The following is a 23,171-nucleotide window of genomic DNA, read 5'->3' as shown; positions in this document are numbered from 1 at the left end:
TTACTTAATCCCCTTTCTTTCTGAAAATGAGCCGTATGGGAGTGAGGTCGAAGGAGAACATTTCACGGATCCGGTTCACCAGATAGCGCTCATAGGAAAAATGAACGGCCTTCGGTTCCCTGACAAAAAGCACGAACGTCGGGGGTTTTATTGCCGTCTGGGTAACGTAGCTGATCTTGTTCGGTCGGCCGCGGTACCGCGGAGGCGGCAGTTTCTCCGTTATTTCACGAAATCCGTCGTTCAGTTTCGCTGTGGCGATTCTCCGGGTATACTGGTCGTATACATCGTCTATGAAATTGAATATCTTTACGACACGCTGCCCTGTCAGGGCTGATACCGAAACAACTGGAGCGAAATCGAGATATTTCAGTTTTTCCTTCACCCTGGACACCTGCGTGCCGATGGTGCTGTTGTCCTTCTCGAGCAGGTCCCACTTGTTGAGCACGATAATGGTAGCGACCCCCCGTTCGTAAGCGAGGCCGGCGATTTTCACGTCCTGCTCGGTGACGCCCTGTTGCGCGTCTATAAGGATCAGGCCGATGTCGGTCCGGTTCAGTGTTTTAATGGCTTCCACAACGCTGTATTTTTCGAGCTGAAGACTTATCTTGCTTTTCTTTCTGATGCCAGCCGTGTCGATGAGGAGATAGTTCTTCCCCCCCAGTGAGAATGGCGTGTCGATCGCGTCGCGAGTCGTTCCCGGTACGGGATTGACGATGGTTCGTTCGAATCCGAGGATCCTGTTGACCAGCGATGACTTGCCTACGTTCGGCCGCCCCAGGACGGCGACCCTGATCCTGACCTCTTCTTCGGGGTATTCCGGTGTTTCCGGAAGGATCTCGACAAGGGCGTCAAGGAGATCGGCAACGCCAAGTCCGCCGTGTTGCGCTGAAACGGCAAAAAGCCGTTCCACGCCAAGTCGATAGAAATCAAAGAGCAGTTCCTCCTGCCGTGGGCCGTCTATCTTGTTCACAGCGTATAACACCGGCTTCTTGACCCGTCTCAGGATGTCCGCGGTTTCAATATCAGAGTGAGTGAGACCTTCTCTCCCGTCAAGGAGAAAAATGATGGCATCGGCTTCCTCAATGGCGAGGCTGGTCTGCTCACGCATCTGGATCAGCATCCGTTCCTTCGAAACGGGTTCGAAACCACCGGTATCGATGATGGTGAAAGACCGGTCCTTCCATGATGAATCGGCATAGTTCCGGTCACGGGTCGCTCCGGGCATATCGACGACGATGGCTTTTCTCTGTTCCGACAGCCGGTTGAAAAGTGTCGATTTTCCAACATTCGGTCTGCCGACTATCGCGACGAGCGGTTTCATCTTTTGATGACCTCGTAACAGCTCATTAAACAGTGATAAGCTTCCGGACGGCCCGTTCCGGAGCCCCTCATTGCCGGTAGCCCATTTCATCAAGGAAACGGGAGTCCCGTGTCCAATCTTTCGAAACCCTGACAAAAAGCTCGAGAAAAACGCGGGAATTAAAGAATCGCTCCATGTCAATGCGTGCCTGGGTGCCGATCCGTTTCAACATGGTCCCCCCCCTTCCGATGATGATGCCCTTCTGGGAATGCTTTTCCACATGTATCGTGGCCTGGATGCCGATCAGGTTCTTTTTCTCGTCATCCTTGAAGGAATCCACAATGACCACCGTTGCGTAGGGCACTTCCTGGTGTGTAAGAAGGGTTATTTTTTCCCTGATCATCTCGGCGGCAAGGAACCGCTCCGTTGCGTCGGTGATCATGTCCGGCGGGAAAAAGGGAGGACCCTCGGGGAGATGACGGCCGATGACGTTGAGAAGGGTATCCACATTGAACCCCTTTAATGCCGACAGGGGTATGACCTCTTCAAAATCATGCAGGTGGCGCAGGCGGTCGATAAGACCGAGCAACTCCTCCTTGGTGACCAGGTCTATCTTGTTTATGATCAGCATGACCGGGATGGTCAACTCCTTGAATGATCCTATCGTCAGCCGGTCGTCATCGTTCAATGGAGAGCCGCATTCGACAAGGAAGAGGATAATATCGACATCGCTTAAGGTGTCTACGGCTGCCATTACCATGGCTCTGTTCATGGGATTGCGAGCCCGGTGAATGCCCGGCGTATCGAGAAAAATGAACTGGCCCCCAGCCGTGTTCTTTATTCCTTTGATCCGGTTTCGTGTTGTCTGGGGTTTATGCGTGGTTATGGCTATCTTTTCGCCCATGATGGCGTTCAGGAGCGAGGATTTACCCACATTGGGCCTGCCAACGATACCGATGAACCCGGATTTTGATCGACCCATTGTTCACTCCTGGTGTGACGGCGGCTGTCTTATGGCGCCTTTCGATATGCTTGAACCCATACATGCATCAAAGCTGGAAAAAACACAAATATTTTCCTTCTCCTATCCTTCACGGTTGACATTTCTGATAAGGGGGGCGAGAAAGGCACCTGAGGCGATGCACAGGCCGGCCGCAATAAAGGCATGGGTGAAATGCCCCATATCTCCGAGGATCCCGATGATCATGGGAAGTATGCCGGCACCGAACATAAAGGCGGCCGGTATGGCAAGAGAGACAGCGAGGCTCCGGTGTTCGGGCGGGACGATCATTGAAAGCAGGGCAAAGGCCCCCGGGAAGAAGCAGACGGCAAACGCAGGCTGCAGGAATACGATCAATGTGATCCAGCCCCGGGGTGTGATGCCGAGGAGCACCGTCAGCATTCCTGCAAGCAGGAGGGTGCTTTTAATGGTTCGAACGGCCCCGAACCGGTCCGTGGCCCAACCGGCGATAAGGACCAGAATGAGGGCGGATATGCGGGAGAGCGCCACCAGGGTATTGGCTCCCACCCGATCCATACCAAAGTGGGACACCAGGTATGTGGGCAGCATTGAATAAATGCCGATGGTGCTGCTGATGCCGAGGCCGAAAAGGGCTATGAGCATCAGAAATGACCGGTCGAAAAGCAGGGACGTAACGGAGCCGATGTCGGGCCGTACTCCGAAGGTTTCTCCGCCGCGGCCGAAACGGATGAAGGCGGTTCCGGCAAGCAGGGCGACGACGCCGACGGTGATCATAACACCTCTCCAGGAGACATGTCTGAGGAGGATCTCAACGACAAGGGGGGCGGCCATATAGGCTAGGCTCGGCGCGAATTCATGGATCGCCAGAGCCTTTCCCCACTGACGGGGGGTCACTAGGTCGGTGATGGTGGCGATTCCGGAGGGTATGTACATTCCCGTGGCAAGACCAAGAAGAAACATGCCTGTACCGGTCCAGAAGACCTCGCCGGTGGCGGAAATGAAAAACATGACCACCCCGAAGGAGAGGGTTGAAAGTACGATAGTTCTTCCATGGTTTATTCGTGACGCGATGAATCCCGATCCGAAAAGAGAAATAAAGTATCCGAGCGTGATCAGGAAAAAGAAAAATCCAACCTGACTGTGCTTCAGCCCCAGGCTTTCTTCAATGACAGGGGCCAGGGGAGAGAGGATCACACGGGCGATGAAATTGAGAAAGAAAATGAACGTGAGAAAGAGAACGGGCAGGAGGTGGTGGTTCAACGACATCCCGTTTCGGATACGTTCGTTATCTGTGATGACCGATGAAACTTTGTTGGACATGCCGTTGCTCCCGTCAGACCTGCGTCTTCGATCATGCCGCGTGAGGACAGATATTTCCCTGTCACCGGCATCCCGTGAAGGCAAAGCGGCACTATAATCCTTTTTCTCAATATGTCAACAGGTGAAACACCGTTATGACCGGAAAAGGCGGTACTCACCATTGCATCGGCGGGATTGATGATTATAATAATCACGAAATGAACGGCAACCATCCACAGAAGATCCTGCCGTTTCCAACTTTCAAAGGCGCCGAAAGGAAATTCAATTGACGACACAAACGGATTATTACGATGTCCTGGGTATTGAGCAGGACGCCGATCATGAGCATATCAGGAATGCCTACCGGAAGCTCGCGCTGAAATATCATCCCGACCGCAACAGTGAAGACGGTGCAGCCGAGAAGATGAGGCTCATCAACGAGGCCTATGCCGTTCTGTCAAATCCGGACAAGCGGCGTGAATACGACGCGATGAGGCACCATTTCGGCTCCGCGGCACATGACCGGTTCCGCCGGACCTATTCGGAGCAGGATATTTTCAACGGTTCCGACATACACAGTATTTTTGAAGAACTGTCCCGAACCTTCGGCCTGCGCGGCTTTGAGGAAATATTCCGGGAAGCCTACGGGAATGAGTACCGGATGTTCCATTTTGGGGGACGGGGATTTTCCGGCAGGGGCTATGTGTATACCCCCGGTCGTGGCGGATGGGAAGGCGGCCGGCAGATTCCCAAAGCGGCGGGGAAGATGATAGGCTATTTCCTCAAAAAAGTGACAGGCATTGAAATTCCCGAGCGGGGACATGACGTGGTGGATACAATACGGCTGAGTCCGGAAGAAGCACGTTCGGGCGGCCCGCGTGAATACATGCACTGGTGGCGGGGGACGCGGTTACGGATGAGGATACCCCCGGGCATCAGGGACGGTCAGAAGATACGGCTTGCGGGCATGGGAGATGAAGGAAAGGGCGGTGGAGAACGGGGGGACCTGTATCTCGTGGTGCGCGTGAAGGAATCCTTTGTGAAAGAGATGAGTCATTTCGTCAAACGGGTCATCCACTGAAAAAAAGGTTCTCGATACGAAACCGCAGGGTAAAGTGACGTGACTGTCGACAGGGGAGAAAATCAAATGAAACGGGGTTTGACAGGGCCGGCGTGGGAAAAAAGGATGCAGGAGATGTTCCGGTCGATATCGTATCGTTACGATATGATCAATACCCTGATGACCTTCGGCAGGGACCGGGCATGGCGCCGGAGGGCTCTTCAGGCGGTCTCGCTGCTCCCGGGCGGGGAGTTTCTCGATGTCGGTGCCGGAACGGGTAAACTTTCGCTTGACATGAAACGGAAAGACCCCGCCGCTTCGATTACGGCCCTTGACCTCACCCGGGAAATGATGGAGGTGGGGTTCCGGAGCCCTGGAGGCGGCTCCATCATGTGGTGCTGCGGCAACGCGCTTAACCTTCCCTTTGTCGATGACCGTTTCGACGGTGTCATTTCCGGATATCTGATGCGCAATGTCACCGACGTTGAGAAGGCCTTTTCGGAACAGCTGCGTGTGGTGAAACCGGGGCGATGTGTTGTGTGCCTCGATACCTGCCCGCCGCGAAAGAATGTGCTGTATCCCCTGATCATGTTTTATTTTCGCGCCGTCATGCCGCGTATCGGCGGGTTGCTTACCGGCAACCGGGCGGCCTACCGGTACCTTCCCGAATCAACCCAGACCTTCAAACCGCCCGAGGAACTTGCTGTCATGATGAGAGGCGCGGGATTTCATGATGTGCGGCATCGACGTTTCATGCTGGGAACGATCGGCCTGGTCTGGGGAACGAAACCTGCCGATTGTTCTTGACAATACCATCCCTTATATTTTAGAAAGCCCCGATTTGCATGCGACCGGCCACATTCCTTAACAGTGTAAGGATAATGGGTCGGATTCAATATCATCTGCAGGGAACAACATGAAGATAGGACTGATCGGACTTCCCAATTCGGGAAAGACAACGATATTCAATGCTCTCACAAGATCCGATGCCCAGGTCGCCGCTTGGGCGTCCCGGGAAGCGGAGACACACGTCGCCGTCATAGAGGTTGCCGATGAACGGGTAACGCGGCTGCAGGAACTCTACCATCCCAGAAAAACAACCTATCCGACCATTGAACTGGTCGATTTTTCAGGTTTCAGTGCGGGTGTTTCGCGGAAAGAAGGGTTTTCCCAGTCCTTCCTGGCACTGATAAAGACCATGGACGCCCTTGCCATTGTCGTCAGGAATTTTGAGAATGACCGGGGAGAAGCGCCCGAACCGCTTGCCGAACTCGACCTGATTGCGACGGAATTCGTTCTTTCAGACCTGATAATAACCGAGACACGCCTCGCCAGGATCGAAGAGTGGTTCAGCCGGGGGAAGAAGACCCAGGCGCTGGAGCGGGAAAAGCGTCTGCTTCATAGGGTCGAGGAAGCGCTGAATGAAAACAGGTTTGTCGGAACAATACCGCTTGCGGAAGATGAAGGGTCGCTCATCAGCGGATTTCAGTTTCTGACAAAGAAACCGCTCATGGTGATCCTGAATTCCAATGAAGGTAATTTCGGAATGAACGAGGGTCTCATAAGGGTGCTCAGAGAAAAATATCTCACTGTCGAATTTGCTGGCACCTTTGAAATGGAGCTGAACAGCCTCGATCATGAAGAAAGATCACTTTTCATGGCCGACATGGGGATCGAAGAATCGGCCCGGGACCGGTTGACGCGTGCCGCCTATGAAGTGCTCGGCTATATCAGCTTCCTGACCGTCGGTACCGATGAAGTGAGGGCATGGACGATCAGGAGGGGAGAAACCGCGCTCCAGGCGGCAGGGACGATCCATTCCGATCTTGCCCGGGGATTTATCAGGGCCGAATGTTTTTCCTATGATTCTCTCATTGCCTGCGGTTCGGAGAAAAGTGTCCGTGACCAGGGCCGGTTTCGCCTTGAAGGGAAGGATTACGTCGTGAAAGACGGGGATATCCTGAGCATCCGCTTCAGCGTCTGAGATGCGTCCTTCAAAATATTATTCCCGTCAAAAGAATCCATACGCACAGGGGTCCATCTGAGTGTCCGGTTTCAATCCGTGCGTTTGATGAACGGTGCATGGTTGGATGAGAAAAAAGGCGGGTCCCTCCGAAGGATCTTCGCAACAGCCGGATGATTCTTGAATTCGGTGTCAAGAAATTTTCTCACCAGCGGGCGGTCCCAGCCCCGGGGGTGAGAAAACCGTCGATAGAGGGTAAGATCCCCTTCATAGAAGTCATCACTGTGCAGGACATCGGCATCCGGTCCATAGGCCGGAAGATTGAAAACGGCAAGGTTGAGAAAATCGATGACATCACCATGGCGCTCAGTGAATGCAAGTGTTTCGCGGGCTTCTGAAATACTCTCCGGCGGTGTTCCGAACAGCAGGTAGACATAGGTGGCGATGCCGGCTCCGGAAAGGTTTCGCAGGACCACGGAAGCCTTTCGAAGGTCGATCCCTTTGTTCATGGCATCGAGGACCTCTTGGCTTCCCGATTCCACTCCAAGCTTCAGCATCACACACCCCGAACGTTTCAGAGACCTGCAGAATTCAAGGTCGATCGGGATGTTGGATATTCTGGCGAAGCCGAACCAGGGAGCGCCGGGATGGGTATCGGCCAGCATATTGAGCAGGGTGGGGGGTATAGAGTTATCCAGTAGATGGATCAGTGCGGGGGCGGTTTTTTCGGAGAGCCGGCGAAGGTCGGAAATGACCCGTGAGGGAGGGACGGGTTCAAAGGAGTTGCCTTCCGCCCGTTCGGGACAGAACGAACATTGCTGCCAGTAACATCCGCGTGAGGCACTGTATGGCAGAATGAACCCCGGGGAAAGGTATGATGAGATGGGAAAATCGTCATAGCGGGGTGCTGAGGATCGCACCGGCGGTTCCTTGCCGAGAATGCCGAACAGAGGGGCCTCTCCGGGACCGGCGATACAATGATCGACGATCTCCCTGAAAGGGTCGGACCAGGCGGGGCTTTTCATCCAGGAATTCACGAGCCCGCCGCCGAGGAGGATCTTCACCCGGGGATGGAGATGCCTGAGAAATCCCATCATGGCGAAGGTGCACAAAGCCTGGCTCAGGTAGTTGAGAGAAAATCCCACCATTGACGGCCGGATCCTTTCGAGAAGGGGCTGAAAGCGTTCCTGAAAATAGGAAAAGAAAGGGTTTTTCTCGAACTCCCTGAAGCTCTCCATGAGATCGGCGCTTCTCAGCGGTGAACGGAAGGAATCCTGGAAATTGGACAGGGTGACGCGGAACCCACCGGTCTCCGTGTTGACCTGCAGAATCCTGTTCACATCAATGACGGCACGCTTGTAGCGGTCGACATTTCCAAAGGTCCTTCGATCCCTGAGGGCGTTCAGGTTTCGCTGAACATGACGGCCGGCCCGTCGGGTCCAGGTATCGCCTGATATCGCGGGAAGGCCCGCGATGTGGAGGATCCCCTCGATATTTGCGTCAAGGACGGTGTAGGGGAGAGAATGAGCATGCAGCGCGCCGGCCAGGTATGCGAGACCGGCCGGCGGTTCGCAGGGTTTCACAATGGGTGGATTGATCAGAAGCAGGGACATGCCGACTCTTTTCAGTGGAATTCACCTGATGGGGTCATATTTGACGGTCAAGGACATAGGCTTCCAGGTCAGCGAGGTTGACGAATTTTTCACTGATCGCCACGGAACGGACGGAGAAACCCGCATCGTGGACCGTCTCCCGGTCACCTGTTACGAGATGGTGCCACCAGGGAAGGTCGCGTCCCTCAAAAATCAGGCGATAGGCGCAAGTCGAAGGCAGCCAGGTGAGTTCGGCGATCATGTCGGGAGCAAGCACCAGGCAGTCTTGAGCATGCCGGGTCCTGTTTTCGTAACAGGTGCACCGGCAGGTCTCAAGATCGAGGAACCTGCAGGCTACACCGGTATAATGAACGGTTTGTGTCGTATCATCCTCGATCTTGATCAGACAGCACCATCCGCAGCCGTCACAGAGTGACTCCCATTCCCCGGTGGTCATATCCCACAGTGACTTTTCACGCCAGAAATTTCTTTTTGCCGCCATGGCCGCCCTCATTGATCGCGGGAGACACCACAGACCCGTTGCCGTTACGTTCCTGCATATCCAAAGAGCTGACAAAAGGCAACTGTTCTTTAGCTTGGGCGGATTATGGATTAGCGGATTACGGATTACGAACCCCAAATCACGGTTCACGAATCATGATCCCCGGTCCCTGAAAACGTTTCAATGGCCGTTTCAAAAGGTATGCCGGTCAGGCAACATGCAATTGAAACAATTCTCTTGCAAATAAAAAAAGAAGGCATATATTTGCGTCGCATTACCGGATGGTGTTTGAAGAAAGAGAGGCGACATCGATTGTATGGACGGCATTAATCCCTGCCTCGAGTGCGGGGCGTGTTGTGCATTTTATCGAGCTTCTTTTTACTGGGCCGAAGCGGGCGAAGATGATATCTCCGTCCCCCTTGAGATGGTTCAGAAATTCGATGCTTTTCGATATGTCATGAGAGGCACGAACGGGAACGATCCCCGTTGCTGCGCTCTTTCAGGTGTCATCGGCGGGAGCGTGTTCTGTACGATCTATGAGCGCCGCTCGTCGGTTTGCCGTGATTTCGCGCCATCCTGGATGAACGGTGTCCATAACCCTCTATGCGACAAGGCCCGGGCGGCCTGGGGCCTTGCACCGCTGACACCGGATATCTGGCAGGGCCCGCATCTGCCGAAGGCGGCATAACACTGTTAGAAGAACAAGATGTCACCACCGTGCGGGATATTCAAAAAAAAGAGATAACCCCATCGGCAATGAGATTATCTCTTTGTCCCCGCACCCTTGATCTTACAGTGTTTTAACGTTAACAGCAGACGGTCCTTTTCGCCCCTGTTCAATCTCGAAACTGACTCGCTGGCCTTCGTGGAGGGTTCTAAAACCTTCGGACTGGATGGCGGTGTGATGCACAAAGATGTCTTCTCCGTCATCTTTTGTGATGAAGCCATAACCTTTGCGCTCGTTAAACCATTTTACCGTTCCCTCTATCATCGGCGACTTTCTCCTTTCTTGTGATTTTCCAAAGTCGGATCGCACTTTGAGAGAACATGACCATCACATTCCAAGGAACATGGTGGCTTACCGCTTTACTTCAAAATGTCGATACCCAACTTCTTGGCGCATACCCCGGTGCCGAATATCCTGCGGGATGCTTTACCGGTTGTGTTTAGATGAAATAAATGAAGATGTCAATAAATATATTTATTCTGGTTGGTTGTTGTTCGTTATGATCCGTTGAGCGGCGGGGCGGTAGATCATGCCTGTACCGGCAGGTCACTCACGGCCATTGCCAGCATTCCCCGCGGACCCTTCATGACGAGCGAATCCCCCGGAAGGCCGGGGTCCGCGGCGAGACTGATAGAGAGGTAGGGATACCGGTTCCTGAAGAATGCGATGTTCCCGTTCTTCATGCCCCTGAAGCGTGACTCGTCCCGCGGGGAAACGAGGAATTCGACGGTCCCTTCGGTAAGCCCTCCCCGGGCAAGCAGGCGCACCGTCATGTCAAGAAAGAGCGCTCCCTCAACAAGGGAACGAAAAGCGGGATGATGGGGCCCGGCCACGATATTCCCCTCGATCTCCATGTCGCTCGTTGTCTGCAGGCCGATCCGGATGACGGAGATCCCTTCCTGCTTGAAACGGACCAGTGCGTATTTGCAGAGCCCTACGGCATCTTCCATGCTGAGAGGGCGATAGTCTCCTGCCTGGTAAGATCTTGAAAGTGCCGTATCTTTCAGGACCACGGTCGGGTGAATACGGACCATATCCGGTTCAAGCCTGATGGTCTCCTCCACGGTGTATCGAAAACCCTCATCGCTGTCACCGGGGAGGCCCGCCATGAGGTGCATTCCCGTTTCAAAACCCTGTTCCCGCAGAAGGGACACTGCCTGACGCACCTGATCGGCCGAGTGCCCACGCCGGGAGCGTTCAAGGACGGTATCGATGAGTGACTGGGCGCCGATCTCGACGGTCCGCACGTGGTGAGCGTTCAGGAGGGAAAGACGCACCTCATCGATATAATCGGGACGGGTCGATATCCTGACGGAGTCGACCACACCTCCGGCAATGTATTCTTCGGCAAATCCCAGGAGTTCTTCCTGGTATTCCATGCTCATGCCGGTGAAATTGCCGCCGTAGAACGCCACCTGTACCTTTCCGTAATTCCGTGTCGTCCCGGCGATATGGGTGTCGACGATCATCCTGAAGCGGTCACGAGTGATGCGGTCGGGATGTAAACCTGCGGTGATCCTCTCGTTACAGTACACGCAACGGTTCGGACAACCTTTATAGACAACGAATATAGGGATGATCAATGTTTTCATGAATGCTGACCTACTCTTTTTCGACCAATGCAAGATAGGCCTTTCGCGCCGCGTTCTGTTCGGCACTCTTTTTGCTCTTTCCCGACCCGGCGGCGGTAAGGTGCTCACCCACGGAAACGCGGACCTCGAAGTTTTTTTCATGGTCGGGGCCGGTTTCGCTGAGAAGCTCGTAGCAGGGAGACGTCCGGTATTCCCTCTGAGACAGTTCCTGGAGGAGGGACTTGAAGTTCTGATGGGACGGTTCCTGGATCAATTCACGAATGATGTCCGTGAGGGCGACTTTGATGAAGGAGAGGGCCCCGTCATATCCGCCGTCAAGAAAAACGGCACCGGCAACCGCTTCGAAGGTGTTGGCCAGGATGGAGTTTTTGCAGCGCCCTCCCGAAGTCTCTTCGCCCTTTCCCAGGTGAAGGTAATCACCCAATCCGAACACCTGTGCCACATCTGCAAGTCGGCGCTCATTCACCAATGCGGCCCGCAGTTTCGTCAGGTCTCCCTCGGACGAATCGGGCAATTCCTCCATCAGCAGTTCGCTGACGCAGAGTTGAATGACGGCGTCACCGAGGAATTCGAGTCGCTCATTGTCCGTTTTATCCGTCCCGGGACATTCATTGACGTATGACCGGTGTGTAAGGGCTTCTTCGAGGACGCCAAGGTCCTTAAAATGATGACGGATGATCGTTTCAAGCGTACCGAGCAGGCCGATCCGTTCCTTATCCATGGATGACGGCCCTCCCGACGAGTGAATTATCCCTGGTCCCCGTTGCCTCGACCGCCATTATGCGGTTCGTCATATCCGCTGTTCCGTTCTCGATGAGCACGGGGATGTAGTTGTCCGAGTACCCCCTGAAAAATCCCGCTTTTCGATCACGCTTTTCCTCGACCAGGACCGTAAGGACCTTTCCCCTGAAACTTTCATTGAAAGAGCGCCGCTTGCGGAAACCGATTTCCCGGAGTATCCGCGCCCGTTCCTTTATTACGCTTGCTTCCGTCTGGCAGGGCAGGCCGGCGGCAACGGTGCCGGGACGCCGGGAATAGGGAAACACATGGAGATATGAAAGCGAAAGGGAATCCACAAACTCCCTGGTCGCCAGGAACTCATCTTCTCCTTCCCCGGGAAACCCGGCCATGACATCTATTCCGACGCCGACACCGGGAATCGCCCTGCATATATCTTCAAGCCGTCTCCTGAACCGGTCAGTGTCGTAGTTCCGGTTCATGGCGGACAGGATCCTGTCGCACCCGCTCTGAAGCGGGATGTGGAGGTGCCGGCAGAGTATCCTGGAACTCTCCATGCGGTCGATGAGTTCGTCCGTTACCTCCATGGGTTCAATGGAACTGATGCGGAGTCGCTCCACATCGGTTTCCTCTTCTATTCTCCGGAGCAGGCGGACCAGATCGGTCGCCGGCCTGAGATCAAGCCCGTACATGCCGAGATGGATACCGGTGAGAACGATCTCCCGGTGGCCGCCGGCCTTGAGGGCCCGTACCTGATCAATGACGGTCGCTTCGGCAAGGCTCCTGCTTGGACCCCGTGCGTAGGGGATGATGCAGTAACTGCAGAAGGAATGACATCCGTCCTGGATCTTGAGGAAAGCCCGAGTCTGACGGGAATCCCGGGAGAGGGGGAGATGGGAGTACCGACTGAGCTCCGCGGCAGGGGAGACGATGACCCGCTTGTGTCTCATGGTGGCCTCCCCGATAAGATCGGGAATCATCTTCTTGTCACCCGTTCCAACGACGAATGTCACACCCGGCATTGTCGCAAGGAGGTCGGGCGACGTCTGCGCGTAGCAACCGGTGACGATTATCGATGCCGCGGGGTTCCTTCTCCAGGCCCTTCTGATAAGCTGCCGTGACTGGTAATCCGTGTTTCCTGTGACCGTACAGGTGTTGATGACGTACACATCCGCCGTGTTCTCGAAGGGAACGATGCCGTGTCCCCGCACCGCCACCGCTTCTGAGATCGCCGCCGATTCGAAGTGGTTGACCTTGCAACCCAGGGTGGTTATGGCGACCCTAATCATAGCGGACACCCCCTACGATCCACCCTCCGCCGAGAAGGGCGTCGTCATTATAAAAAACCGCCGCCTGACCGGGCGTTACGGCCTTCTGCGGGGAATCAAAGCGGACAAGAATTCGATCGGGATCATCGGGGACGGGTGTGATCGTCGCGTCGACCCCGCGATGACGGTATCTGATATGTACCCGCGCTCTCAGGGGAAACCGCTCCTTCCTGAGGGGAGAGCTCCAGGATGTCTTCCCGGCGATCAGGCCGTCGAAGAACTGGTCTTCATCACGGCCCACGATGACCGTGTTCGATGCCCTGTCTATATCGATAACGTAATAGGGACGCTCGGAAGCGATGTTCAGACCCTTTCGCTGGCCGATCGTGACCGTGTGAATGCCGTGATGTCTCCCGACGACCTCGCCGAGCCGGTTCACGATGACCCCCGGCGAGAACACGGCGGTACCGACGGTCTTTTCCAAGAAACGGCGGTAATTATCATCAGGAATAAAGCAGATATCCTGGCTCTCCCGTTCTGCGAGAGAACCAAGGCCGGCATCACGCGCGATCCGCTGTATGTAATGTTTTCGTTTATTCCCGTTCGGGAAAAAAAGAAGTTCCAGTTCCTTTCTTCCCAGTTCAAAAAGAAAGTAGGACTGGTCCTTCGCGCTGTCGCTGCCCCGCAGGAGGTGCAAATCCCCGGTTTCGTCGTTCCGGCCGATCCGTGCATAATGGCCGGTGGCGCAATGATCGAGCCCCCGGGCGGCGGCTTCTTCAATGAGCAGAGCAAACTTTATCTTTTTGTTGCAGACGATGCAGGGATTCGGTGTCCGTCCTTCGACATACTCTGAAATGAAATAATCGACTATCTCACGCCTGAATCGTGATGATGCATCGACACGGTGAATGGGAATACGAAGCCGATCGGATATCTGGCGGAGGGCTCTCTCCGATCTGCCGGGGAATCCGTTCTCTATGTGCAGTCCCTCCACGTGAAAGCCCCCCTCAATGAGGAGCGCAGCGGCAGCGGCGCTGTCGACACCGCCGCTGATGCCGATCAGAACGCTTTTTTTCTTCATAACGATCATGTGCCGATCTTTTTCTTTTTCAAGGCCGACCGTTCTAAAACGAAACGACACGGGTGTCAATCTTAAAGGAAGGGAGAGATTATAACAAGAGGCTCACCTCCGAAAAAGTTGCTGTCTTTTTCGGGATTCAAGGGGCCAAGGGTTCAAGGGTTCAAGGGAAAAACCGCTCTTTACAGAAAGACGACAGGTAGGGTATTCTCTTTTTACACAGAAAGAAAACCGAACCGGGGAGGTATCCATGAACAGTGGGAAACGATGGTACTACAAGCGGGGAGAGGAACAGATGGGGCCTTTCTCGGACGAAGAAATGCAGCACCTGGTCGACACCGGCGCCATCGGCGGGGCCACGCTCGTGTGGGCCGACGGTCAGACGGACTGGCTGCCGATCTCACGGGTCGGCGGGTTTCAAACGCCCGGTGCCATCCCGGACGTGGAAGAGAACGTTGAATATGGTGATGGATCAGGTGCGGAGCAAGATGTTTCATATTATCCCGCTGCCCGTCCCTGGGTCCGGTACTGGGCCAGAATGATGGACCTTATACTCTTCGCCCTTATCTTCGGGATCCTTGTGGGGATCTTCTGCCCGTCGGCCCTCATGATGAACGACAATGTCCTGGGAGTGCTTATCCTCTTTCTCTTTGTCTTCGTGGAACCAATCCTTCTCTCATCATGGGGGGCTACGCCGGGAAAGGCCCTTCTGCGGGTGACGCTGCGCACGAATTCGGGGGGTAAGCTTTCATACGTCGAAGCCCTGGGCAGAAGTTTCAATGTATGGGTGCGCGGGCTCGGCCTGGGACTCCCGCTGATCTCACTGGTGACCCTGATCGTGGCCTATAACCGGTTGAGCAAGAACGGTATCACCTCCTGGGACAGAAAGGGAGGCTTCTCGGTTACCCATGAGAAGATCGGTGCACTCAGGGTGGCCGTCTATATCGGGATAGTGATCTGTGTTATTTTTCTCATCGCCGCCACAGCGGGAGCCTGATGAAACAGTTCCGGGAGAGGGGGTCAGGGATCGTGATTCGTAATCCGTAATCCGTAATCCATAATCCTCTAATCCGTAATCCTGAAATTATCCGACCCTGTTTCTTCTTTCACGCTATACGAGCGGCCCCGTGACCAGGTCCTGACGCCGGTCACACGGATGGTTATCAATTTACTTGCTTTCGGGAATTGTGTAGAATCCGCCCATAGAAGAGGGGAAGGAAGGCACGATGACCGATCAGATTCAGTGGCTGTTTCCAATTGCGCTGACGTTCCATAATCTTGAAGAGTGGATATGGCTGCCCGGATGGTCTCGAAAAGCGGGGAAATTCCATGGAGCGGTGGGAGAGTTTGAATTCAGGTTCGCTGTTACCGTTTTGACCGTGGCGGCATATGTGATTACCGCATTGAGCATCTCAGATCACGAAGGGAGTGTCAGCGACTATCTCTTCGCCGGATACTGTGCGGCGATGCTGATAAACGTCATCATGCCGCATCTCGTCGCGACGCTGGTGATGCGCAGCTACGCGCCGGGCCTTATCACGGGGGCACTTTTCATCGCGCCGGTGACGATCTGCCTTCTATGGCGTCTCCTGTCCACCGGGACCGTCACGGCCGTTCCTCTCATCATCTGGTCCGGTGGTTTTATCGTCATGATCGTTGGAATTATCCCCGTTCTCTTCGCCCTGGGGCGAAAGCTGCGATCGATGGGCGGTGGAAAATATTCAATATCCAGAATGGTCCTTTTTCTGCTCTGCATTTACCTGGCGTTCTTTCTGTTTTCATGGGGATTCGGCGGCATTGATTATGAACGGCTGCGGCAGGGGCGGGCCCCGCTGTTCGCCGTGAAGACCGCGCAGTACAAGGACGGAGGGTCCATCCGCTACAGCGGCCTGTTCTATACACTGGTCGAATGGGATCAGTTGCCGGGGGGGATCCGGGGGGTTGAGCTCACCTATGTCGGCGGCTTGCTCTGCCCCCTGATAGGCTCGCTGCGGGCCGACAGATCGGACACGGTGAAGGTCGATGGATGAAGAACTCTCAATAGTGACGGTGACCCATTCATTTCTGGCCGAGCCGGGGATATGGAACGCCGAGGGATACTATACGGACGAGTTCGGGCGGACGGTACAGGCGCGGGGGACCGCCCACATCATACACGGCGACACCCTCTGGATCAATGAAGGCTCGATAACGGTCTATTTCCCGGAACCGGTTGAAATTTTCAATCACTATGAAATAAAACCGTTCAAACCCCATGAATCGAGAACGACCTGGGTTTCCCGGAATCCTACGCTGGGAAGGCTCATGGGAGATTTCATCATCGTTTCCGATTCGATCCTGTCGCTGTTTCGAAGCGCCACGGGAGATTATCGGGGATTTGAATACCTGCTTCGCCTGTCACATGAGCGGTACACGAACAGGGGGGTCCTGCTCCGCGGTGAAGTGATGATGTCTTCCTGGTCGATGGAACTGGTCCGAAGATCCGATTTGTGATGTCGGGTCCTGGATGATCGAAAAGAGGTCTGCAAGAGAGTCTGAACTGGATCGATTCCATCTGCCGGAAGTGTGTGATCAGCTGAGCAAGATCGTTCACGACGATCCGGTGATCACATAATAAGGGCTTTACAAAAGCGCCTTTCTGTATTACGGAACGATTCGGTGGATTTATGCCCGGACACATAATGGTCGAGGGAAAAAAGGAAGGAGGCGAACATGGTCGTTGTCGTGGCTGTCATGAAGGCAAAATCGGGAAAAGAAGGTGAAATGGAAAAAGCGTTGAACGGGTTCATGCCTGCCGTTGAAAAGGAAGAGGGGACCCTGTCATACATTCTTCACCGTTCCAAGAACGATGCGGGGAAATTCCTTGTCTATGAAAAATACCGTGACGGTGACGCCCTGGCATACCATGGGTCGACAAAGGAATTTCAGGAGCTTTTTCTTGCCGTCGCGCCGCTCCTCGATGGGGATCCGTCCATAGAGATATTTGAGGAGATCGCCGCGAAGGGGGCACGGTAAGTACATCTTTGCCAATGGGGAATAAGTCACTATGATAGAGAACGGCAAAGTACAGCTATAAAAAACACGTACACGCAATATCTATTGGATGTGGATCTTAGATATTCCCAAGAGGTGCTATCTAATATGCAGAGGAAAATAATTCTCATTATCGTCATGTTGCTGGTGTTTGGTTGTTCATCGGAAAAAGAGGAAGGCGTTAACAGCATAAGGCCGGGACTTTACGAAATCGAATTCCAAGTTACTTACCAGGAGCAGCCGATCATGGTCAGACAGCAAGTCCGTTACAAGGATGACGGTACTTATGCGGCGACTACATACAACAATAACGTGGCTGTGGAAGAATTAAAGGGGGAATATAGGGTTGAGGGGGGTACCCTTGAGTGGTCCGACAAATATCGACGCATAATAACGGCTGATGGAACATGGACGACATGGCAGCCCATGACGCCTTCGAAAGTGGAGATACAGAATATTACGGACAATAGTTTTCAATATCTGTTTCAAGCTCCAAACGAGGATGTCAGGAAACAGTTTGAGGTCCTTGGATTGTCCGAGGGCTGGAAAACCTATCAGAGGATCGGCAGCTGAATCTCCGTGGCTGTTTTCAAGGCTGGAATTTTGTTTATCCGAATACAATGCATGGGGTGCACTGGGGGAGGGAATGAAACACCCTTACCGTTTCTGGGTCGGCATCATCCTTTTGACGACGAATCAACCCCTCGGCTGGGCCGCCATGCTGGTCTGCGACTCGTTTGCCATTCAGCGGCACAGTATGTTCCCCGCCTACCTCGGCATCACGCTTTACGGCATCAGTTGGATAATGCTGGGCATCGGGGTTCTTCTTGCAGGACCCGAAGGTGTTCGATATGCCCGTAATTTTTATCGCAGGTTGAGGAAGGCGGGAAAACGGAACGGACCGGCCCTGGGAAACGGTGGTGCTCCATGAGCGGGCCGGGAACTGGTATCACATACCGTTCCGGTGGAAATACGATCCGGGCGGCCCTGTTCGGAAAGGAACGGAAAGACCACTGTCCGGCGGTGGTCATCTGTCACGGCGCCTTTGAGTTCAAGGAGCGCTATTTCGAGCTGGCCGCGTATCTTTCAGAACGGGGAATAACGACTCTCGTCCCCGACATGAACGGACATGGTGAGAGTGACGGCGAGCGGTATCATGTGAACATCCGCCGCTGGATATCGGACATCCGCGGTGCCCTTGACTTTCTCATTGATGAAACAGGTATCGATCCTCACGGGATCTCGGCATTCGGACTTTCAACGGGCGGAACGGCCGTCCTGGAAGCCGCCCTTGTGGAGCCGAGGCTCAGAAGCCTTGTCGTGTTCGCCGCAACCGTAAGGAACGTGATGACCCCTCTTGATATGCTCCTCTATGCGGCATTGCTTCCCTTTGCGGCTGCAAAAAAGGCGGTGACCGGCCGGCCTGTTCAATTGCCACTTCGTGACCTCGTGGGAAAGCGAAAAATAGCCTGGGATAGTGAAGCGCACCGTTCCATCATCGAGGACCCGCGTTTCCAGGCTGCCTTTGTTCCCGTACCGGGAGCGTACCAGGCATCAGTGGTGAACACTATTGACCGGGTACATTCCATCAGCGTTCCGACCCTTGTCCTCCATGGAGAGAATGATGAAGTCGACCCTTCAGATTCATCGCGTCGCCTCTTTGAACGGCTGACCTGTGAAAAGAAGATGATCATTCTTCCCGAGACCGGACACGCGGGGTGCATCGACCGGCATCGGGAGGCTGTATTCCGCTACACCGCCGACTGGATCAGGGGGCACTCCCGCTGAAAACCGTTCCTCCTGACGGGGATGGGGAATGGCACAGGACCGATGATGAAACAGGGCATCCTTAATGATGAGTTCTTCGTCTGGCGGCATGATCTGAAAAAAGAGCTCCGAGAACGCAGTTCGGTGGTGAAAACCGCGCGGGGACGGATCGAATTCGCTCTGAGCGGATACGCAGGCCCCTGGCTGGCGGGGTTGCATGGGGCACCGGGCGGATACGACCAGATATTCGCCCTGTACCCGGATATGCTTGATAAAGGCTTTCGTGTCCTGTCCTGGTCCAGGCCGGGATATCTCCGAACGCCGTTGAAAGTGGGAGAAACCTTCGAAGAGCAGGCAGACGCCCTGGCGGCCTTGATGGATTCCATCGGAATAGATCGGGCGGCCCTGCTTGCCTACTCGGCAGGAGGCCCTGTCGGTCTCCACTTCGCCCTCCGTCATCCCGACCGGATATGGGCCCTGATCATGGAATGCGCCGTCAGTAAACGGTACGTGATAGATCCCGGCAACGTGGAGGAAAAACTTCTCTATTCCCGGCTCATGTTCAATGATCCGATCAACTGGCTCATGAATCTTTTTGCACGCCATGAGCCTGAAATAACGTTCCGGTCAATGATAGACATGGAAAGCACGCTGAGTGAAGACAAGGTCAAGGCGGTTCTTTCGCGGATAATGCAAAACCCTGAAAAGGAACAAATTCTCATGGGGGTTCTGAAGTCCATGAGCCCCACAAGCCTTCGCCGGAGGGGACTTGCCAACGACCTGGAACAACTTGCCGTCATAAAGGAACCTGCTCTGGGGGACATACGGGTGCCGACCCTGGTGGTGCATGGAACGGACGATCACGATGTCTCCATGGAACACGCTGTGTTTACGGCATCATCGATCCCCGGAGCGGAGCTCTATGTCGTGGAAGGCGGGTTTCACATCATGCCCGCCTGTATATGTGCTGATGAAGTGACCGCCAGAAAGATGGCATTTCTCAAAAAGCACCGTCCCGCGGATGGGTAACGGCAGCAGGGGTCAAACGTTTCGGATATTGCCGGCACCGGCGATCCTGCCGGCGATCTCACGGACTTTTTTCATGGCGTCAGCTACGTCGATCGTCATTATCATGCGGTCCCGCATGACAACTTTCCCGTCTATGACCACAGTGCTTACATCGGAGCCGGATGCGGCATACACGATGTGTGAATAATAGTCATAAACGGGTGTCAGGTGGGGTTTTCGGAAGTCGACCAGGACGATGTCGGCGCGCTTGCCGGGTTCTATCGAACCGATGCGGTCGTCGAGGCCGAGGACACGGGCGCTGCCGAGCGTTGCCATCCGCACCGTCGTCCGGGCGTCCATGGTCGTCGGATCAAGGGATTCGAGCTTGTGGATTTTCGCCGCCGTTCCCATTTCCAGGAAGAGGTCGAGGTCATTGTTACTGGCGCACCCGTCTGTTCCCAGCCCAACGGTGATACCATGCCGGAGCATTTCCGGCACGGGAGCGGTGCCCGTCGCCAGTTTCATGTTGCTCTCCGGCGTGTGTGATACCTTGACGCCGTGCCGGGCGAGGATCTCAACCTCGCTGTTGTGTATCCAGACACAATGAACGGAGACGGTCCCTTCATCGAGGACGTCGATCGCTTCAAGATGATGGACCGGTGTTTTCCCGTAGCGATTCTTGATCTCTTCAACCTCGGCTATGGTTTCTGAAAGGTGGGTCAGGTAGAGGACATCTTCCCTGCGGGCGATGTTCTTGATCTTCTTCAAGGTTTCCGGTGAACAGGTATACGGCGAGTGACAGAAGAGCGCGGGCGTGATGCGGTCCGATACCCCCCGCCATGTTTTAACAAACGATTCCGCAATGTCGGGATTTCTCGCGGGCTCAGGGTTGTCCACGGTTGGGAAATCGAGGAACCCCTGGCTGACGACGGCTCTCATACCGCTGTCCAGGGCGGCCCGGGCGACGCGGTCCTCAAAAAAATAGGCGTCGCAGAATGTCGTGGTTCCCGAGAGTATCATTTCAGCCATTGCCAGCAGCGATCCTTGGTACACCATCTCGGGGTTCACGAATTTCGCTTCCGCGGGAAAGATGTGCTCGTTGAGCCATTCCATGAGGGGCAGATCGTCCGCGTACCCCCTGAAGCAGATCATGGGAAGGTGCGTGTGCGTATTGACAAGGCCCGGCATGATGACCTGTCCCGTCGCATCGATGGTCGTTTCGGCACTCCATGACGCGGACGCCTGTTCCGGATTCCTGACGAAAAGGATACGTCCGTCACGGATCCCAATGAAAGGATCCTCGATAACATCCATGTTCTCGGACATGGTGATAAGCGCGCCACTGTGAATGAGAATGTCGAGTTTTTCCTGCGTCATGTGTCAAACCCCATGTTCTTCTTGATACGCCGGGAAATGTTTTCGACACGGTCCATTACTTCCTTTTCGTCGATCGTCAGGAGCGTCCGGTCTTCCATGACCGGTCTCCCGTTGATGATCACCGTCGTCACGTCGGAACCGTTCGCCGCATACACCAGTGTTGAATATTCATCATAAACGGGGGTCAAGTGCGGCCTGTCGAGGTCGATCATGATAATGTCGGCCTTCATGCCGGGCTTCAATCGTCCCGTAACGTTTTCAAGGCCGAGCACCCTGGCGCCGTCGGTTGTGGCCATGCGCGCGACGGTCATTGCGGCCATGGCCGTCGGATTGAAACGCACTACCTTTTCAAGTTTCGCCGCCGTATCCATTTCCTGCAGCATATCCAGATTGTTGTTGCTGGCGCAGCCGTCTGTTCCGAGGCCGACGGTCAGTCCTCGTTCCTGCATGACCGAAAGGAGCGGTGTTCCCGATGCCAGTTTCATATTGCTCTCCGGGTTGTGGACCACCTTGCAGCCATGCTCGGCGAAGATATCTATGTCCTTGGCATCCATGTACACACAGTGAAAGGCAAAGAACCGCTCGTCGAGACAGCCGATATCTTTCAGATACAGGGAGGCGCGCCTGCCGAGCTTTGCCTTCAATTGGTCGAACTCTCCCCGGTTTTCCAGAAAATGGGTCGCATAGGGGACGCCATAACGGTTGGCGAGTGCCTTGGCGGCCTTGAGAAGCTCCGGTGAGCAGGTGTACAGGGAATGTGGCTCGACCACGATGGAAACCAGCGGATCGTCATGCCATTTATCGATGAGCCGTTCCGTGTATGCGAGGCCTTCTTCGGGTGTCTTGATATTGGGAGACGGAAAATCGAAGAGCACCTCCCCCAGGAGACACCGCATACCGGCGCGATGGGCAGCCTGTGCCGTTTCTTCTTCAAAGAGATACATGTCGCAGAACGTGGTTGTTCCCGATCGTATCATCTCAGCGCAGGCCAGGAGGCTGCCCCAGTAGACAAGCTCGGGATCGACGTTCCGCGATTCAGCCGGGAATATGTAATTGTTCAGCCAGTCCATGAGCTCCTTATCGTCGGCAATGCCCCTGAAACAGGTCATGGCGGCATGGGTATGGCAATTGACGAGGCCCGGCATGACCAGGTGATTCGCTGCTTCAAGGGTTCGTTTCCCCCGATAGAGCGGAGACATGGTATTCCTGTCACCGACGGCGATTATCTCATCCCCCCTGATCGCGATGTATCCGTCATGGATCGGCGGTTCGGTACCATCCATGGTGAGCACCGTGCCGCCGGAGATGATAATGTCAACATCCTGCATTACAGGCCGTCTCCTTTTGTGATATAGGACTTAACTGTGACACTGCTGCTGCCAGCGCTTCACTGCATTATCACAGGTGGCTGATATTCTTCAAGAAGGGAAGTGAGAAAAGGAAGGATACCCTGAAAATTCTCATCGACTTCTGAATCAACCGTGAATTGCCCGGATTAAGGTATTGACAGGTTTTTTAAAATGCTATAGCCAGAACGCAAAGACGAATCGACTGCCGGACCATTCGTTTCTCCTTGATTAGCGGGCGGTCAGGGTCATCATACATGCCTGGGTGGCGGAACTGGTAGACGCAAGGGACTTAAAATCCCTCGGAGCTTGCCTCTGTGCGGGTTCGATTCCCGCCCCAGGCACCATGATTTCAAGGGGTTAGCTCGACTGACCGACTGCTCTTTTTTCGCCGATTTTGTGAACTGTGCCTGAAATTGTGCCTATTTGGGATTTGAGATACACTTCCTGCTTATGTGCAGCAAGCATTAGGTCGGTGTCATTGACGATGTTGTAACGATCAAAAACTGATCGTGTCTTATGGCCTGAGATAGACATTG

General features: G+C 54.5%; 24 protein-coding genes and 1 tRNA gene. 13 read left to right on the top strand and 12 right to left on the bottom strand.

Annotation, left to right across the window (positions count from 1 at the left end):
• Positions 1-4: 4 nt before the first annotated feature.
• The 3 genes from der to JXO48_04795 form a co-directional block, all read right to left on the bottom strand.
• Complete coding sequence (gene der, locus JXO48_04805) at positions 5-1,321, bottom strand: ribosome biogenesis GTPase Der (GenBank protein MBN2283190.1); 1,317 nt, start codon at positions 1,319-1,321, stop codon at positions 5-7.
• A 67-nt stretch (positions 1,322-1,388) separates the two neighbouring features.
• Positions 1,389-2,282, bottom strand: a complete 894-nt coding sequence (era, locus tag JXO48_04800; GenBank protein MBN2283189.1) for a GTPase Era — start codon at positions 2,280-2,282, stop codon at positions 1,389-1,391.
• A 102-nt stretch (positions 2,283-2,384) separates the two neighbouring features.
• Complete coding sequence (locus tag JXO48_04795) at positions 2,385-3,602, bottom strand: MFS transporter (GenBank protein ID MBN2283188.1); 1,218 nt, start codon at positions 3,600-3,602, stop codon at positions 2,385-2,387.
• 265 nt (positions 3,603-3,867) lie between these two features.
• Here JXO48_04795 and JXO48_04790 point away from each other — a divergent pair, with 265 nt between their 5' ends.
• The 3 genes from JXO48_04790 to ychF all read left to right on the top strand — a co-directional run bounded on the left by JXO48_04790 (position 3,868) and on the right by ychF (position 6,625).
• Complete coding sequence (locus JXO48_04790) at positions 3,868-4,662, top strand: DnaJ domain-containing protein (GenBank protein MBN2283187.1); 795 nt, start codon at positions 3,868-3,870, stop codon at positions 4,660-4,662.
• 66 nt (positions 4,663-4,728) lie between these two features.
• On the top strand, positions 4,729-5,448 hold the full coding sequence (locus tag JXO48_04785) for a ubiquinone/menaquinone biosynthesis methyltransferase (protein MBN2283186.1): 720 nt from the start codon (positions 4,729-4,731) through the stop codon (positions 5,446-5,448).
• Between the two features lie 109 nt (positions 5,449-5,557).
• The gene (ychF, locus tag JXO48_04780; GenBank protein MBN2283185.1) at positions 5,558-6,625 is read left to right on the top strand and encodes a redox-regulated ATPase YchF; all 1,068 of its coding nucleotides are present in this window, start codon (positions 5,558-5,560) and stop codon (positions 6,623-6,625) included.
• A gap of 71 nt (positions 6,626-6,696) precedes the next feature.
• Here ychF and JXO48_04775 read toward each other — a convergent pair whose 3' ends face one another.
• Entirely contained in the window at positions 6,697-8,211 is a 1,515-nt protein-coding gene (locus JXO48_04775; GenBank protein ID MBN2283184.1) for a radical SAM protein, read from the bottom strand.
• Positions 8,212-8,251: 40 nt separating this feature from the next.
• Positions 8,252-8,698, bottom strand: coding sequence for a YcgN family cysteine cluster protein (locus tag JXO48_04770; protein ID MBN2283183.1), 447 nt, complete (start codon positions 8,696-8,698; stop codon positions 8,252-8,254).
• 316 nt (positions 8,699-9,014) lie between these two features.
• On the opposite strand from JXO48_04770, the gene JXO48_04765 reads away from it, so the two are divergent.
• Positions 9,015-9,386: a YkgJ family cysteine cluster protein gene (locus tag JXO48_04765; GenBank protein ID MBN2283182.1), complete on the top strand. Its 372-nt coding sequence runs from the start codon at positions 9,015-9,017 to the stop codon at positions 9,384-9,386.
• Positions 9,387-9,488: 102 nt separating this feature from the next.
• Here JXO48_04765 and JXO48_04760 read toward each other — a convergent pair whose 3' ends face one another.
• The 5 genes from JXO48_04760 to mnmA all read right to left on the bottom strand — a co-directional run bounded on the left by JXO48_04760 (position 9,489) and on the right by mnmA (position 14,113).
• Positions 9,489-9,689, bottom strand: a complete 201-nt coding sequence (locus JXO48_04760; protein MBN2283181.1) for a cold-shock protein — start codon at positions 9,687-9,689, stop codon at positions 9,489-9,491.
• Between the two features lie 263 nt (positions 9,690-9,952).
• Entirely contained in the window at positions 9,953-11,017 is a 1,065-nt protein-coding gene (locus tag JXO48_04755) for a radical SAM protein (GenBank protein ID MBN2283180.1), read from the bottom strand.
• 10 nt (positions 11,018-11,027) lie between these two features.
• Positions 11,028-11,738, bottom strand: coding sequence for a ribonuclease III (rnc, locus tag JXO48_04750; protein MBN2283179.1), 711 nt, complete (start codon positions 11,736-11,738; stop codon positions 11,028-11,030).
• Complete coding sequence (gene mtaB, locus JXO48_04745; protein ID MBN2283178.1) at positions 11,731-13,044, bottom strand: tRNA (N(6)-L-threonylcarbamoyladenosine(37)-C(2))-methylthiotransferase MtaB; 1,314 nt, start codon at positions 13,042-13,044, stop codon at positions 11,731-11,733. The genes rnc and mtaB overlap by 8 nt, the downstream gene beginning before the upstream one ends.
• The gene (mnmA, locus tag JXO48_04740; GenBank protein MBN2283177.1) at positions 13,037-14,113 is read right to left on the bottom strand and encodes a tRNA 2-thiouridine(34) synthase MnmA; all 1,077 of its coding nucleotides are present in this window, start codon (positions 14,111-14,113) and stop codon (positions 13,037-13,039) included. The genes mtaB and mnmA overlap by 8 nt, the downstream gene beginning before the upstream one ends.
• Positions 14,114-14,351: 238 nt before the next feature.
• Between mnmA and JXO48_04735 the strand changes: the two genes are divergently transcribed.
• The 8 genes from JXO48_04735 (at position 14,352) to JXO48_04700 (ending at position 19,930) form a co-directional block, all read left to right on the top strand.
• Positions 14,352-15,098 carry an RDD family protein gene (locus JXO48_04735; protein ID MBN2283176.1) on the top strand — a complete coding sequence of 249 codons (747 nt, stop codon included), beginning with the start codon at positions 14,352-14,354 and terminating at the stop codon, positions 15,096-15,098.
• A 229-nt stretch (positions 15,099-15,327) separates the two neighbouring features.
• Entirely contained in the window at positions 15,328-16,131 is an 804-nt protein-coding gene (locus tag JXO48_04730; protein MBN2283175.1) for an HXXEE domain-containing protein, read from the top strand.
• Positions 16,124-16,594 (top strand): hypothetical protein, encoded by a 471-nt coding sequence (locus tag JXO48_04725; protein MBN2283174.1) that lies wholly within the window; start codon positions 16,124-16,126, stop codon positions 16,592-16,594. The genes JXO48_04730 and JXO48_04725 overlap by 8 nt, the downstream gene beginning before the upstream one ends.
• Positions 16,595-16,813: 219 nt before the next feature.
• Positions 16,814-17,116: an antibiotic biosynthesis monooxygenase gene (locus tag JXO48_04720; protein MBN2283173.1), complete on the top strand. Its 303-nt coding sequence runs from the start codon at positions 16,814-16,816 to the stop codon at positions 17,114-17,116.
• 264 nt (positions 17,117-17,380) lie between these two features.
• Positions 17,381-17,707, top strand: a complete 327-nt coding sequence (locus tag JXO48_04715; protein ID MBN2283172.1) for a hypothetical protein — start codon at positions 17,381-17,383, stop codon at positions 17,705-17,707.
• A 73-nt stretch (positions 17,708-17,780) separates the two neighbouring features.
• Positions 17,781-18,065: a hypothetical protein gene (locus JXO48_04710; GenBank protein MBN2283171.1), complete on the top strand. Its 285-nt coding sequence runs from the start codon at positions 17,781-17,783 to the stop codon at positions 18,063-18,065.
• Positions 18,062-18,922: an alpha/beta fold hydrolase gene (locus JXO48_04705; protein ID MBN2283170.1), complete on the top strand. Its 861-nt coding sequence runs from the start codon at positions 18,062-18,064 to the stop codon at positions 18,920-18,922. The genes JXO48_04710 and JXO48_04705 overlap by 4 nt, the downstream gene beginning before the upstream one ends.
• A gap of 42 nt (positions 18,923-18,964) precedes the next feature.
• Positions 18,965-19,930: an alpha/beta hydrolase gene (locus tag JXO48_04700; protein MBN2283169.1), complete on the top strand. Its 966-nt coding sequence runs from the start codon at positions 18,965-18,967 to the stop codon at positions 19,928-19,930.
• A gap of 12 nt (positions 19,931-19,942) precedes the next feature.
• Here JXO48_04700 and JXO48_04695 read toward each other — a convergent pair whose 3' ends face one another.
• Positions 19,943-21,286: an amidohydrolase gene (locus JXO48_04695; GenBank protein MBN2283168.1), complete on the bottom strand. Its 1,344-nt coding sequence runs from the start codon at positions 21,284-21,286 to the stop codon at positions 19,943-19,945.
• Positions 21,283-22,614: an amidohydrolase gene (locus JXO48_04690; protein MBN2283167.1), complete on the bottom strand. Its 1,332-nt coding sequence runs from the start codon at positions 22,612-22,614 to the stop codon at positions 21,283-21,285. Before JXO48_04690 ends, JXO48_04695 begins: the two co-directional genes overlap by 4 nt.
• A 277-nt stretch (positions 22,615-22,891) precedes the next feature.
• Here JXO48_04690 and JXO48_04685 point away from each other — a divergent pair.
• Positions 22,892-22,979, top strand: a tRNA-Leu gene (locus JXO48_04685).
• Positions 22,980-23,171 lie beyond the last annotated feature (192 nt).

This window comes from Deltaproteobacteria bacterium (genome assembly GCA_016933965.1).
GTDB lineage: Bacteria > Desulfobacterota > Syntrophia > Syntrophales > UBA2210 > JAFGTS01.
The sequence above is the reverse complement of the archived record's forward strand: the minus strand, read 5'-3'. Positions and strand labels throughout refer to the sequence as shown.

What these genes read in the sequence shown, in the direction of transcription:
- JXO48_04735 (MBN2283176.1), top strand. Translation starts at nt 14,352, where the DNA reads ATGAACAGTGGGAAACGATGGTACTACAAGCGGGGAGAGGAACAGATG.
- JXO48_04760 (MBN2283181.1), bottom strand. Translation starts at nt 9,689, where the DNA reads ATGATAGAGGGAACGGTAAAATGGTTTAACGAGCGCAAAGGTTATGGC.
- JXO48_04700 (MBN2283169.1), top strand. Translation starts at nt 18,965, where the DNA reads ATGATGAAACAGGGCATCCTTAATGATGAGTTCTTCGTCTGGCGGCAT.
- JXO48_04690 (MBN2283167.1), bottom strand. Translation starts at nt 22,614, where the DNA reads ATGCAGGATGTTGACATTATCATCTCCGGCGGCACGGTGCTCACCATG.
- JXO48_04705 (MBN2283170.1), top strand. Translation starts at nt 18,062, where the DNA reads ATGAGCGGGCCGGGAACTGGTATCACATACCGTTCCGGTGGAAATACG.
- JXO48_04725 (MBN2283174.1), top strand. Translation starts at nt 16,124, where the DNA reads ATGGATGAAGAACTCTCAATAGTGACGGTGACCCATTCATTTCTGGCC.
- ychF (MBN2283185.1), top strand. Translation starts at nt 5,558, where the DNA reads ATGAAGATAGGACTGATCGGACTTCCCAATTCGGGAAAGACAACGATA.
- mtaB (MBN2283178.1), bottom strand. Translation starts at nt 13,044, where the DNA reads ATGATTAGGGTCGCCATAACCACCCTGGGTTGCAAGGTCAACCACTTC.
- JXO48_04695 (MBN2283168.1), bottom strand. Translation starts at nt 21,286, where the DNA reads ATGACGCAGGAAAAACTCGACATTCTCATTCACAGTGGCGCGCTTATC.
- mnmA (MBN2283177.1), bottom strand. Translation starts at nt 14,113, where the DNA reads ATGATCGTTATGAAGAAAAAAAGCGTTCTGATCGGCATCAGCGGCGGT.
- JXO48_04710 (MBN2283171.1), top strand. Translation starts at nt 17,781, where the DNA reads ATGAAACACCCTTACCGTTTCTGGGTCGGCATCATCCTTTTGACGACG.
- rnc (MBN2283179.1), bottom strand. Translation starts at nt 11,738, where the DNA reads ATGGATAAGGAACGGATCGGCCTGCTCGGTACGCTTGAAACGATCATC.
- JXO48_04770 (MBN2283183.1), bottom strand. Translation starts at nt 8,698, where the DNA reads ATGGCGGCAAAAAGAAATTTCTGGCGTGAAAAGTCACTGTGGGATATG.
- JXO48_04765 (MBN2283182.1), top strand. Translation starts at nt 9,015, where the DNA reads ATGGACGGCATTAATCCCTGCCTCGAGTGCGGGGCGTGTTGTGCATTT.
- JXO48_04755 (MBN2283180.1), bottom strand. Translation starts at nt 11,017, where the DNA reads ATGAAAACATTGATCATCCCTATATTCGTTGTCTATAAAGGTTGTCCG.
- JXO48_04785 (MBN2283186.1), top strand. Translation starts at nt 4,729, where the DNA reads ATGAAACGGGGTTTGACAGGGCCGGCGTGGGAAAAAAGGATGCAGGAG.
- der (MBN2283190.1), bottom strand. Translation starts at nt 1,321, where the DNA reads ATGAAACCGCTCGTCGCGATAGTCGGCAGACCGAATGTTGGAAAATCG.
- JXO48_04795 (MBN2283188.1), bottom strand. Translation starts at nt 3,602, where the DNA reads ATGTCCAACAAAGTTTCATCGGTCATCACAGATAACGAACGTATCCGA.
- JXO48_04720 (MBN2283173.1), top strand. Translation starts at nt 16,814, where the DNA reads ATGGTCGTTGTCGTGGCTGTCATGAAGGCAAAATCGGGAAAAGAAGGT.
- era (MBN2283189.1), bottom strand. Translation starts at nt 2,282, where the DNA reads ATGGGTCGATCAAAATCCGGGTTCATCGGTATCGTTGGCAGGCCCAAT.
- JXO48_04715 (MBN2283172.1), top strand. Translation starts at nt 17,381, where the DNA reads ATGGTCAGACAGCAAGTCCGTTACAAGGATGACGGTACTTATGCGGCG.
- JXO48_04730 (MBN2283175.1), top strand. Translation starts at nt 15,328, where the DNA reads ATGACCGATCAGATTCAGTGGCTGTTTCCAATTGCGCTGACGTTCCAT.